This is a genomic window from Polaromonas sp. CF318, assembly GCF_000282655.1.
GTDB lineage: Bacteria > Pseudomonadota > Gammaproteobacteria > Burkholderiales > Burkholderiaceae_C > Polaromonas.
The window spans coordinates 53,152-65,514 of sequence record NZ_AKIV01000056.1; the positions used below are offsets into that span (position 1 = coordinate 53,152).

General features: G+C 63.8%; 11 protein-coding genes. 8 read left to right on the forward strand and 3 right to left on the reverse strand.

The genetic code is table 11. The annotated features are described in order from the left end of the window. The first annotated feature begins 2 nt into the window (after positions 1-2). Both PMI15_RS09860 and PMI15_RS09865 read left to right on the forward strand, forming a co-directional pair. Positions 3-1,418 (forward strand): cytochrome ubiquinol oxidase subunit I, encoded by a 1,416-nt coding sequence (locus tag PMI15_RS09860; protein WP_007867546.1) that lies wholly within the window; start codon positions 3-5, stop codon positions 1,416-1,418. Continuing rightward, a complete protein-coding gene (locus tag PMI15_RS09865) occupies positions 1,411-2,442 on the forward strand; it encodes a cytochrome d ubiquinol oxidase subunit II (protein ID WP_007867548.1) in 1,032 nt (343 codons plus the stop codon). Before PMI15_RS09860 ends, PMI15_RS09865 begins: the two co-directional genes overlap by 8 nt. A 132-nt stretch (positions 2,443-2,574) precedes the next feature. Here PMI15_RS09865 and PMI15_RS09870 read toward each other — a convergent pair whose 3' ends face one another. From PMI15_RS09870 to PMI15_RS09880, 3 genes are all read right to left on the reverse strand, one after another. After that, positions 2,575-4,647 carry a protein kinase gene (locus tag PMI15_RS09870; protein WP_007867550.1) on the reverse strand — a complete coding sequence of 691 codons (2,073 nt, stop codon included), beginning with the start codon at positions 4,645-4,647 and terminating at the stop codon, positions 2,575-2,577. An 8-nt stretch (positions 4,648-4,655) separates the two neighbouring features. After that, complete coding sequence (locus PMI15_RS24015; protein WP_007867552.1) at positions 4,656-6,641, reverse strand: PAS domain-containing sensor histidine kinase; 1,986 nt, start codon at positions 6,639-6,641, stop codon at positions 4,656-4,658. Between the two features lie 170 nt (positions 6,642-6,811). Further along, positions 6,812-7,780: a 23S rRNA (adenine(2030)-N(6))-methyltransferase RlmJ gene (locus PMI15_RS09880; protein ID WP_007867553.1), complete on the reverse strand. Its 969-nt coding sequence runs from the start codon at positions 7,778-7,780 to the stop codon at positions 6,812-6,814. A 205-nt stretch (positions 7,781-7,985) separates the two neighbouring features. Between PMI15_RS09880 and rplM the strand changes: the two genes are divergently transcribed. From rplM to mdtD, 6 genes are all read left to right on the forward strand, one after another. Beyond that, entirely contained in the window at positions 7,986-8,414 is a 429-nt protein-coding gene (rplM, locus tag PMI15_RS09885) for a 50S ribosomal protein L13 (RefSeq protein WP_007867557.1), read from the forward strand. A gap of 10 nt (positions 8,415-8,424) precedes the next feature. Then, entirely contained in the window at positions 8,425-8,817 is a 393-nt protein-coding gene (rpsI, locus tag PMI15_RS09890) for a 30S ribosomal protein S9 (RefSeq protein WP_007867568.1), read from the forward strand. Between the two features lie 225 nt (positions 8,818-9,042). After that, a complete protein-coding gene (locus tag PMI15_RS09895; protein WP_007867572.1) occupies positions 9,043-9,750 on the forward strand; it encodes a DUF6776 family protein in 708 nt (235 codons plus the stop codon). A 54-nt stretch (positions 9,751-9,804) separates the two neighbouring features. Further along, on the forward strand, positions 9,805-10,206 hold the full coding sequence (locus tag PMI15_RS09900) for a polymer-forming cytoskeletal protein (RefSeq protein WP_007867575.1): 402 nt from the start codon (positions 9,805-9,807) through the stop codon (positions 10,204-10,206). Between the two features lie 169 nt (positions 10,207-10,375). Further along, positions 10,376-10,741: an iron-sulfur cluster insertion protein ErpA gene (gene erpA, locus PMI15_RS09905; protein ID WP_007867577.1), complete on the forward strand. Its 366-nt coding sequence runs from the start codon at positions 10,376-10,378 to the stop codon at positions 10,739-10,741. A gap of 117 nt (positions 10,742-10,858) precedes the next feature. Further along, positions 10,859-12,280 (forward strand): multidrug transporter subunit MdtD, encoded by a 1,422-nt coding sequence (gene mdtD / locus PMI15_RS09910; RefSeq protein ID WP_007867579.1) that lies wholly within the window; start codon positions 10,859-10,861, stop codon positions 12,278-12,280. Positions 12,281-12,363 lie beyond the last annotated feature (83 nt).

Sequence of the window (12,363 nt, forward strand, 5' to 3'; positions counted from 1 at the left end):
CGATGGACGGACTTGACGCATTCCTGTTGGCCCGCATGCAGTTCGCGGCCAACATCACTTTCCACATCCTGTTCCCGACCATCAGCATCTCGCTGGGCTGGGTGCTGCTGTATTTCAAGCTGCGCTTCGTCAAAAGCCAGGACCAATTCTGGATGGACGCCTACCAGTTCTGGGTGAAGATTTTCGCGCTGACCTTCGCGCTGGGTGTGGTCAGCGGCATCACCATGAGCTTCCAGTTCGGCACCAACTGGCCGGGCTATATGCAGAAGGTCGGCAACATCGCCGGGCCCTTGCTGGCCTATGAGGTGCTGACGGCCTTCTTCCTGGAGGCCACCATGCTGGGCGTGATGCTGTTCGCGCGCGAACGCGTCAGCGAAACCATGCACACCGTGGCCACCCTGCTGGTGGCGGGCGGCACGACGCTGTCGGCCTTCTGGATCCTGGCGCTCAACTCCTGGATGCAGACGCCCGCGGGCTTTGAAATGATCAACGGCCAGGCGCATGTCGTGAGCTGGCTGCAAGTCATCTTCAACCCGTCTTTCCCCTATCGCCTCGTACACATGCTGCTGGCCTCGGGGCTCACGGTGGCCTTCCTGGTGGCGGGCGTGTCGGCCTACCGCTGGCTGCGCGAGGACCGCGGGGCCGAGGTAATGGCCGGGCTGAAGACCGGCATTTATATGGCCGCGATGCTGATCCCGCTGCAAATCGTCGCGGGCGACCAGCACGGCCTGAACACGCTGGAGCACCAGCCGGCCAAGCTGGCGGCGATGGAAGGCATCTGGAAAACCGAAAAAGGCGTGCCCGCGATCCTGTTCGCCCTGCCGGACGAAAAGGCCAGGGAAAACCGCTACGAGATCGCGATCCCGAAGCTGGCCTCGCTCTACCTCACGCATTCGCTGGACGGCGAGGTCAAGGGCCTGGACCAGTTCGAGGGCAAACACCCGCCCGTGGCGCCGGTGTTCTGGACCTTCCGCATCATGGTCGGCGTGGGCGTGCTGATGCTGCTGGTCAGCTGGGCCAGCGTGCTGCAGCTGGCGCCCTGGAAGAAAGACCCGGCGCGCACGCTGACGGTCTGGCACGCGCGCGTGCTGGTGGCCATGACCTTCGCGGGCTGGATTGCCCTGGTCGCCGGCTGGTATGTGACCGAAATCGGCCGCCAGCCCTGGCTGGTGACGGGCGTGCTGACGGCGGCCGACGCGGCCTCCAAAGTGCCGGCGCCGCGCATCGCGCTGACCTTGTCCCTCTACCTCGCGCTGTATGCGGTGCTGCTGGCATCTTATGTGTCGGTGGTGTTCTACCTGGCGCGTCACAAAAAGCATGCGGACAAGCCCTTTGGCGAGGACCACAGCGCGGGCGAGACCGAGAAGGAACTCAATGTCGTGAACTATCCCGAAAAGGAAGGAGCTCCCCATGCTTGACCTTGCCCCCGACCTGACGCAAGCCGCCGGCTGGATGCCCATCGTCTTCCTGGTGGTGATGGGGCTGGCGATGCTGGCCTATGTGATCCTGGACGGCTACGACCTGGGCGTGGGCGTGCTGATGCGCCGCGCCAGTGACGACGACAAGGACACCATGATCGCCAGCATAGGCCCCTTCTGGGACGCCAACGAAACCTGGCTGGTGCTGGGCGTGGGCATTCTGCTCACGGTGTTCCCGCTGGCGCACGGCGTCATTCTGGGCGCGCTGTACCTGCCGGTGGCCTTCATGCTGATAGGCCTCACGCTGCGCGGCGTGGCCTTTGACTTTCGCGTGAAGGCGCGCGCCAGCCACAAGCCGCTGTGGAACCGCATGTTCTATACCGGCTCGCTGCTCGCAAGCTGGTCGCAGGGCTATATGCTGGGCTCGCTGATCACCGGCTTTGCCGCCACCTGGTGGACCATCTTGTTCAACGCGGTCATAGGCCTGGCGCTGGTCGCGGCCTATTGCCTGCTGGGCGCGGGCTGGCTCATCATCAAGTCCGAGGGCGAGCTGCAGCTGCGTGCGGTGCGCTGGGCGCGCGCCAGCCTGTGGTTCACCATGGCCGGGGTGGCGGCGATCTCCATCGCCACGCCGCTGGTCAGCCACAGCATTTTTAACAAGTGGTTCTCTTTCCCCAACATCGTGCTGCTGCTGCCGATTCCCGCCGCCACGCTGGTGCTGTTCGGTGTGATTTACCGCAGCCTGCAGCGCCTGCCGGTGCGCCTGGCGCAGGGCAATGAATACGGCGCCTGGGTGCCCTTCGGCGCCACGGTGGGCGTGTTTTTGCTGGCCTTCTACGGCCTGGCCTACAGCCTGTTCCCATGGCTGGTGATAGACAGCCTGGACATCTGGAAAGCGGCTGCCGCGCCGGAAGCCATGGGCGTGATCCTGGCCGGGGCGGCGGTGGTGTTGCCCATGATCATCGGCTACACGGTATTTGCCTATCGCGTGTTCTGGGGCAAGAGCACCGCTTTGAAGTATTGAGCCCCCACGCTCCCCACTGCGAGCCTGCGGCGCGCTGCCCCTTTCCTCACGTATGGGGGCGCTGCGCCTGCGGCCCGGCAAAGCCGGTTCCGCGGCCCCTGCTGGTGAAGAGGCTCTCCCTTCAGTCGTTGTTTAGAGGCTGATCTCGGGCGCGGGGGCTATGGATTCCAGCTCCAGTAAAAAGGCCTCGGCCGATTCGTAGCGCTGTTCGGGGTTCTTGGCCATCAGCTTGTTGACGACGCCTTGCAGTATGGCGTGTTCGGCCGGCAGCGGGGGCGTTTCGGCGTTCAGGTGTTTGGCCAGCAGCAACTCGAGCGACTCGGCGATGTAAGGCCTGCGGTGGGCCAGCATTTCGAACAGCATCACGCCCAGGCTGTAGAGGTCGGACTGTGCCGTCACCTTGCGGCCGGTGGCCTGCTCGGGGCTCATGTAGTAAGGGGTGCCCACCACGTCGCCGTGGTGGGTTTGCGTCAGCCCCATGCTTTGCGACTGCATGATGGACTTGGCGATGCCGAAATCGGCCAGCGCCACGCTGCCGTCGGCGCGCAGCATGACGTTTTCGGGCTTGATGTCGCGGTGCACGATGCCGTGCGCGTGGATGGCCGACAGGGCCTGGGCGACCTCGCGCGCGACCGTCAGCGCCTGCGGGCGCATCAGGCTGGGGCCGAACAGGCTGCGCAGGTCGCCGCGCTCGAAGTATTCCATCGCGATGTAGGCGTGCTCGTCGGTAAAACCCTGGTCATAGATCTTGATGACATGCGGATGGTCTATCTTGCAGAGCAGGGCGTATTCCTGGATGAAGCGCACCAGGTGCTCGGAAGCCTCCTTGCCGCGCGAATCCAGCACCTTGAGCACGATGGGCAGGCCGTCGGATTCGCGCTCGCTGAGGTAGACCTCGGTCATGCCGCCCGCGCCTATCTTGCGCGTGATGCGGTAGCCCTTGAGGCGCACCGGCTCGCTGCCGGCGTCGAAACGCAAATCCTTGAGCGCCGAGAGCTTGGAGTCCAGCGCGCCCTTGACGGCGCGCGCGGTGATGTCGGAATTGGCGCGCACCGCGTCGCTGATCTCGCGCGCGCGCTCGGTCAGGCTGGCCATGCCGTGGATCTTGTCTTCCATGGTGGTGACCAGGCCCGTGACTTCGGCCACGTCGATGGCGAGGTTCTTGCCCGGTACCACCAGCGAGGTATGGGTTCCCGTCTGTATGCCGGTCCCGGCGAGAGCCAGGGCCTCCTCGCTGGCCATCACCGTCCAGCCCATTTCCTCGGACGCGCTTTCCAGGCGCGCGGCCAGGGTCACGGTTTCGCCGACCGGCGTGACTTCCTTGTTCTGCTGCGTACCGAGCTGGCACAGCGTGACGGCACCGCTGTGGATGCCCACGCCCATGGCAAAGGGCGGCAGGGCGCGCGCGCCGAAGCGTTCGTCGAGCCAGTCGCGGAATTCATGCGTGGCCAGCGCCATGGCCAGGGCGGCGGAAATCGCGCGCCGCGGGGCCGGCAGCGGCGAGCCGGTCATGCTGTCGGAAAACACCGCCATCAGGCCGTCGCCTATGAACTTGATGTGGCGGCCGCTGTTTTTGAGCACGGGTTCGGAGACGCGCTCGAAGTACTCCGTGAGGAGTTGCGAGACTTCGGCGGCGCTGAGTTTTTCGGCGATGGAGGTGAAGTTGCGTATGCTGGCGACCAGCACGGTGGCGCTGGAGAGCTCCTCGGTCTGCGCCGTGGCCGGGATGTCCATGGGGATGGAGTCGGGCTGGTCGCCGCTGATGCGGTGGGAAAAGGCCGCGCGCAAGCGCTGTTCGCCGGCCGCCACCTCGGAATCTATGGCTTCGCGCACACGCGCTTTTTTCTTGAACTGGGCGTTCACCGCGTCCAGCAGCTCGGCGCGGCTGAAGGGCTTGGACAGGTAGTCGTCGGCGCCGGCCGTCATGCCGCGGCGCATGCTGTCGCGGTCGTCGAGCGCGGTGAGCAGCATGAAGGGCGTGTTGGCCAGTTCGCGGTCGGCGCGCACGGTGGCCAGCAGTTCGAAGCCGTTCATGCCGGGCATGCCGACGTCGGAGATGATCAGGTCGGGCCGGCTGGCGCGCGCCAGCGCCAGGCCTTGCAGGCCGTCGGGCGCGGAGGCGGTCTCAAAGCCTTCGAGCTTGAGCAGGCGCACGATGTTGCTGCGGATGGCGTCGTCGTCTTCAACGATCAGGATCAGGGTCATGTCTATCCTCAGGAGATGGGCAGGCTGACCGTGAACCGGGTGCCCGCGCCTGGCGTACTCGCCACCTCGATTTTGCCGTGGTGCAGGTCGACCGCATGTTTCACGATGGCCAGGCCCAGGCCGGAACCCTGCCGGTTGCCCACGTTGGAGCCCCGGTGGAAGCTCTCGAACAGGCGCGGAAGGTCCGACGCCGGTATGCCTATGCCCTCGTCGCCGACCTGCAGGATCAGCTCGTCGCCGGAGGGGTTTTGCCGGCGGTCCAGCGTCAGCACCACCACGCTGCCGGGGGCCGAATACTTGCAGGCGTTGGTCAGCAGGTTGGTGCAGATGTGGCGCACCAACCGCTCGTCGAGCATGACCAGCTGCGAAAACGCATCGTGGCCGACCGGCGCCTCGAATTCGATGGCGTGCTGCCCGGCATCGCTGGTGTGCACCTCGGTCACCAGCTTGCGGCACAGTGCCGCGATGTCCAGCGGTCGCACGTTGAGCCTGAGCTTGCCGGCATCGGCCTGGCCGACGGTCAGCATGTCCTCAAGCATGCCCTGCATGCGCTTTACCGCCACAACCAGGTCGGCCATGATGTCCTGGCGCTCGCGGTGCGTGATTTTTTCGCCGTAATGCTCGATGAGTTCGGCCGAGGAAAGAATCGTGGCCAGCGGCGTGCGGAATTCGTGCGAGGCCATCGAGACGAAGCGGGTCTTGAGTTCGCCGAGTTCGCGCTCGCGCACCAGCGCGCGCCGGGTTTCCTCGTCGGCCTCCTTGCGGCGCGTGATGTCCACATAGGTCCAGACGGAGCCCTCCTCGGGCCGGCTGCGGTCCAGCGCCGAGCCGTCCAGCTGCACCCAGATCAGCTCGCCGTTCTTGCGCCGCATGCGCGCCTCGGCCGAGAACAAGCCGGTCTGCGTGATCTGCGCGTAGGCCAGCGCGCCCAGGTGTTCGAAGTCCTCGTCGCTCGGGTAGTGCACCCGGGTTTCCTGGCCCAGCAGTTCGGCCGGGCTGTAGCCCAGCATGGCGGCCAGCGTGCGGTTGAGCCACTGGTGGCGCCGCGCCTTCAGGAAGGTGACGCCGACGGCGGTGGTTTCCAGGATGGCCTCGCGCTGCACCAGCGCGCTTTTGAGTTCCTCGTCGAGGCGGCGGCGTTCGCTGATGTCGGACATCAGCACCAGCAGGGCCGGCTCGCCGTCCCATTCGATGCGCGTGCCGTAGATGCTGGCCCAGCCGGTGCGCAGCGAGGGCGCCATGGTCTCGCGCGGCGGGGTGATGAAGCGGGCCTCATAGGCATTGACCATGGTGCCCGACTGCATGAGCTCGCGCCGCTGCTGCACCATCAGGCGGTCGTCGGGATGGATCAGGTGCATGGAAGGCAGGCCTATGAGCAGGCCGCCGAACAGCGACTGCGCGCTGGCGTTGGCGAAGCGGACTATGCCTTTTTGCACCACCAGGATGGTGTCGTTGACGTTTTCCACCACGGCGCGGTAGCGCTCGGCGGCCGAGCGCGTCAGGGCCTCCAGCCTCTTGCGTTCGGTGACATCCTTCAGGAAAAAGAGATCCGCTGGCGCACCCTCCCAGTCCACCAGCACGCCGTTGATTTCCACCCAGGAGACGGTGCCGTCGTCGCGCTGGAACCGCGCCTCAAAGGCCGGAACGACGTTGCCGGCCGCGCGCAGCTTGTGCTTGCCGGAAACAAAGTCGCGGTCTTGCGGATGGATGAACTCGATCATGGGCCGGTCGGCCATGGTCTCGGCCTGCGTGCCCAGCAGGGCCAGGCAGGGCGGATTGGCAAAGCGCAGCAGGCCGTCCTGGCCGACGCAGATGTTTTCGGTCGCCAGGTCGACCATGGTCTGGTAGCGCGCCAGCGAGGCGCTCAGCTCACGCGTGCGCAGCGCGACCCGGCGCTCGATCTCGGCTTCCACGTCATCCTCTTTCTGCACGCTTCGCCCGCGGCCGGGTGCGGCCGTGGTGGCGGATGAGCTTGGATGGGCCTGGGCGGGCATGGAAGATCGCGAAGCGCCGGTGGGAAATTGGGTCGGTGGGGATAGCTGGAATGCGGGGCAGGGGTACGGCCAACCTTGCCACAACTCATTGCGGCGGTAAAGACAGGAAAACATGCGCGCCGCATGGCGCAAACCGGCTAGGCGGCGCGCGGGCCGTTTTCCTGGGGGCCTCAGCCGCCGTGCTCGAGCGTGAAGCCCGCGTTGCGGTCCTGGCCCAGCAAGGCGACCATTTGCGGCAGGGCGGCCTGCAGCCCGGCCTTGAGCGTGTGCGGCGGGTTGATGACAAACATGCCGCTCGCGGGAAGCCCGGGGCGAACGACTTCGCCGCTTGTATCTGTCGTTAATTTGCTTGATTTCACCGTTAAAGTGACATTCAGCCAGCTGCGGCTGCTTTTGACCGCCAGGGTTTTGAGTTTGCGCGGCAAATCGTGCGCTTCGGGCCGCGGGATGATGGGGTACCAGACCACATAGGTGCCGGTGGCAAAACGCTTGAGAGCGTCGGCCATGCAGGCCGTCACGCGCCCGTAGTCGCTTTTCATTTCATAGCTGGGGTCGCACAGCACCATGGCGCGGCGGGCCGGCGGCGGTAAAAAGGTTTTCAGGGCCTCAAAGCCGTCTTCGCGGGCAACGGCAACCTGGCGGCCCACGCCCAGCTGCTCGATGTTGCCGGAAAGCGACTTGAAATCGGTGGGATGCAGCTCGAACAGCTTGAGCTTGTCGCGGCCGCTCAGGAATTGCTGCTCGATAAAAGGTGAGCCCGGGTAGATCTTGAGGTGGGCGATATCGCCGGTTTCGGCGAACTGCGGGTTCAGGCCGCGCAGCAGGTCTATATAGTCCTGCAGCGCCGGCGCCCAGGCAGGGGCTGCGGGCGCTACGGTTTTAGGAGCGGCTGGCGCTTTTTTGGCGGGGGCTGGAGCCGCTTTGGGCTCGGACAGCAGGCGGAAAATGCCTTCCTGGGCTTCGCCGCTGGTTTCGGTGTAATCGCCGTCCAGCCGGTACAGGCCCGCGCCCGCGTGGGTGTCGATCACGGTCAGCGCCGTGTCCTTCTGGGTCAGGTACTTCATCAACGCGATCAGCGTGGTGTGCTTGAGCACGTCGGCGTGGTTGCCTGCGTGAAAGGCGTGGCGATAGGAAAACATGGCCTATCCTACCTTCTTGACGGGGGGAAATGCCCTAAAACCAGCCGAATATTGACGCAAGTCCTTGATTTTTCATATAATCGTGGGCTCTGCAGCGCCTAGTGGTTCCGCGGCAGGGCTAGCAAATACTGCCTAAGAGGTTCTCACCAGAAGAACACCGACCGCAGAAAAGAACCCGACAAACCATTTTTTCGAAAGAAAACTCATGAAAACGTTCAGCGCAAAACCCGCTGACGTGACGCACGAGTGGTTTGTGATTGACGCGACCGACAAGGTCCTCGGACGAGTAGCCAGCGAAGTTGCTCTCCGTTTGCGCGGCAAACACAAGGCCATTTACACGCCTCACGTCGATACCGGTGACTTCATCGTCATCATCAACGCAGCCCAGCTGCGCGTCACCGGCGCCAAGTCGACCGACAAGATCTACTATCGCCATTCCGGATATCCAGGCGGCATCACCGCCACCAACTTCCGCGACATGCAAGCCAAGCACCCCGGCCGCGCTTTGGAAAAAGCCGTCAAGGGCATGCTGCCCAAGGGCCCGCTCGGCTACGCCATGATCAAGAAACTCAAGGTGTACGGTGGTGCAGAGCACCCGCATACCGCCCAACAGCCCAAAGTGCTGGACATCTAAGGAGCCATTGATGATTGGTGAATGGAACAATGGCACCGGCCGTCGCAAATCCAGCGTCGCCCGTGTGTTTATCAAAAAAGGCACCGGCAAGATCACGATCAATGATCGTGACATCCAGGTGTTCTTCGGTCGTGAAACCTCGATCATGATCTGCCGCCAGCCCCTGTTTCTGACGAACCACGTCGAGACGTTTGACATCATGGTCAACGTCCACGGCGGCGGCGAGTCCGGCCAGGCCGGCGCGGTGCGCCACGGCATCACCCGTGCGCTGATCGATTACGACGCAACGCTGAAGCCGGCTCTGAGCCAGGCCGGCTTTGTGACGCGCGATGCACGTGAAGTCGAACGTAAAAAAGTCGGTTTCCGTTCTGCTCGCCGCCGCAAGCAGTTCAGCAAACGCTAATCCGCTTCATCCCCGAAAAAGCCGCCTGGTTTGCGCCAGGCGGCTTTTTTTATGGCCCAAGCGGTTTTTGGGGCTGTTTCATCTGTCCGCTTGCCGTTAAGGCGTGTGGACGGGCAAAACACCCGGATGCAAACCCTTACCTCGGTTTGCCGGGTTAATACTCGATGCGGGCCCTGTCTGCGTGCACAATGCATTCCCCCCGAACCGAAAACTGCAGGGCCTTTTTTGAAATTTCGCCTGTTTCGCCGCCGCCTGACCATCAGTTCTCCGCGCATGTCGGTGCGCAGCTCGCTTCCCTGGCCTTTGCGCTGGATCGCCGGCGCCCTGATGCTGGGATTTTCGGGCGCCATCGCGTTGTGGGCCTTTGAGTTCGGCAAGGACATCACCGGGACGGACAACGGCACCAAGGAGGAACTGCTCCTGCTGCGGCGGGAGGTGGCCAATCTGCGCGCGGACCGCGACAAGGCCCAGTCCATCGCCAACACCTCGGGCAGCCTGCTGACCGCCGAAAAAGCCGCCCAGGAAAAAATGATGAGCCAGATCCGGCAGCTGGAGGCCGACAACCGCGGCCTGCGCGACGATCTCGGCTTTTTTGAAAAGCTGCTGCCGGCCGGTAGCGCCGAAGTCGCCACCATTCGCAGTCTGCAGGCCGAAAAGCTGTCGGACACCCAGCTCAGGTGGCAGGTGCTGGTGATCCAGGCCGAAAAATCCGCCCCGAATTTCAATGGAAAACTGGACCTGACCGTCCATGGAACCCAGGCCGGCAAGCCCTGGAGCATGACTTTGCCCGGAGGTCCGCAAACTTTACAGTTCAAACAGTACCGACGTGTGGAGGGTGTCCTCGACTTGCCCCCCCAAGCCGTGGTACAAACTGTTACAGCTAAGGTCATTGAAGGAACAACAGTCAGATCTGCCCAGACCTTTAAGCTTTGAATTCCCCCCGCCATTTCACCCACCGCCACACCGACCCAGCACAGGAATCTTTGTATGTTTGGAAAAAAGAAACAGCCGCCCATCAAAAGCCTGATTGCCCAGGGCAGCTGTATTGAAGGCAACCTGAAATTCACCGACGGCCTGCGCATAGACGGCGAGGTCATAGGCGACATCCGCGCCGCCGAGGGCGGCTCCAGCATCCTGGTGATCAGCGAATCCGCCACCGTGACCGGCTACATCCACGCCGACCACGTCATCATCAACGGCCGCGTCATGGGACCCGTCCATGCTTCCGAGCTGCTGGAGCTGCAGCCCAAGGCCAGGATCGAGGGCGACGTTTCGTACAAGGCGCTTGAAATGCACCAGGGCGCCGTCATCTTTGGACAGTTGCGCCCCACCACGCACCCCGAGCTGGAAGAAAAACCCACGCTCAAGCTGGCAGCCAACAATATCTGAGCCAGTGGGCCCAGTTTGGCGAGTAAGCGCTCACAAGTAGGGCGGTGCGGCCTAACACGCATGGGCGTTATGGTTGATTGAATTGCTGTACTATTTGCCCATCAGCGCCGCCAGAGCCTGAGCCCTGAATCGCGAACGCTGTTCGCCCTGATGATCAATTGGAGTCCCCATGAGTGCCGTAGCCGAAAATATCCAGACCGACATGCCCGCGCCCTTTGTCTTCACCGACAGCGCCGCGTCCAAGGTGGCCGAGCTGATCGCCGAGGAAGGCAATCCCGACCTGAAGCTGCGTGTGTTCGTGCAGGGCGGCGGCTGCTCCGGCTTCCAGTATGGTTTCACCTTCGATGAAATCACCAACGAAGACGACACCACCATGACCAAGAACGGTGTGTCCCTGCTGATCGACGCCATGAGCTACCAGTACCTGGTGGGCGCCGAGATCGACTACAAGGACGACCTTGAAGGCGCCCAGTTCGTCATCAAGAACCCCAACGCCACCAGCACCTGCGGCTGCGGCTCCAGTTTCTCGGCCTGAGGCGCTTCCCACGCTCCCGCTTTAAAAGCCGCCCTCGAGGCGGCTTTTTGCTGCCCGGCGATTTCCTTGCCTTGTTCCATGCGGTGAACCAAGTCCGCCATTTCCCATCTCTCATCCATGCAGGCAGAAGAAAAATCATTGCGCGTGCTGCTCTGGCTGGTGGCCATAGGCTTCTTCATGCAGACCCTGGACGCCACCATCGTCAACACCACGTTGCCGGCGATGGCTCGCAGCTTCGGCGAAAGCCCCTTGCGCATGCAGTCGGTGGTGGTGGCCTATTCCCTCACCATGGCCATGCTGATTCCCGCATCCGGCTGGATCGCCGACCGTTTCGGCACGCGCCGCGTATACGTGGGGGCGATTTCCTTGTTTGTCCTCGGCTCCATCGCCTGCGCGCTGTCTGGCAACCTGATGCAGCTGGTGGTCGCGCGCGTGGTGCAGGGCATGGGCGGCGCGCTGCTGCTGCCGGTGGGCCGGCTGGCCGTGCTGCGCGCCTTTCCGCGCGAGCGTTTTTTGCAGGCCATGAGTTTTATCGCGATTCCAGGCCTGGTCGGCCCGCTGATCGGCCCTACCCTGGGCGGCTGGCTGGTCGAGGTAGCCACCTGGCACTGGGTGTTCCTGATCAATATCCCGGTGGGTCTGCTGGGCGCGGTGGCGACGGTGTTCTACATGCAGGACAACCCGCGGCCGCATGTGCCGCGCTTTGACCTGCCGGGCTACCTGTTCCTGGCCTTCGGCATGGTGGCCGTCTCGCTCGCGGTCGATGGGCTGTCGGGCCTGGGCCTGAAGCAGGCCGGCGTGCTGGTGCTGCTGGTGTTCGGCCTGGCCAGTCTCACAGCCTACTGGTTGCACGCGGCCAGGCGGCCCGATCCGCTGTTTTCGCCCAAGCTGTTTTCCGTCCCCACGCTCAGCATAGGCCTGCTGGGCAATCTGTTCTCGCGCCTGGGCAGCTCATGCATGCCTTTTCTGGTGCCGCTGCTGTTGCAGGTCAGCCTGGACTATTCGCCGCTGCAGGCCGGCATGATGATGGTGCCCGTCGCCGTGGCCAGCATGCTGGTCAAGCGCGTCACCACGCCGCTGATCACACGCTACGGCTACCGTCGGGTGTTGGTGACCAACACCGCGCTGGTGGGCTTCACCATGGCAAGTTTCGCGCTCGTCACGCCGGCCCAGCCGCTGTGGCTGCACATCCTGCAGCTGGCCTGCTTCGGCGCTGTCAATTCCATGCAGTTCACCGCGATGAACACGGTCACCCTGCGCGACCTCGACAGCGGCATGGCCAGCAGCGGCAACAGCCTGCTGTCCATGGTGCAAATGTTGGCCATGAGCATGGGCGTGGCCGCCGCCGGCGCGGTACTGGCCGCCTTCACGGGCTTTTTCGGCGCCGGCGAAGCGCAGCAAACCCTGCACGCCTTTCAGGCGACCTTTGCCGCGATGGGGCTGATCACCCTGGCATCGGCGGGAATCTTCTGGCAGCTCTCGCCGCAGGTGAGGGTGGTGAAGAAGGCTGAAGCTTCCGAGGCTTCGGGACAAGGGTAGTTTTGGCCGGGCCACTCCCGGCCAGCCGCCCTCAGCAAGAGAACCGGGGAAATTAGAGAACAGAAGAGCGCGCCCGCCGGAGC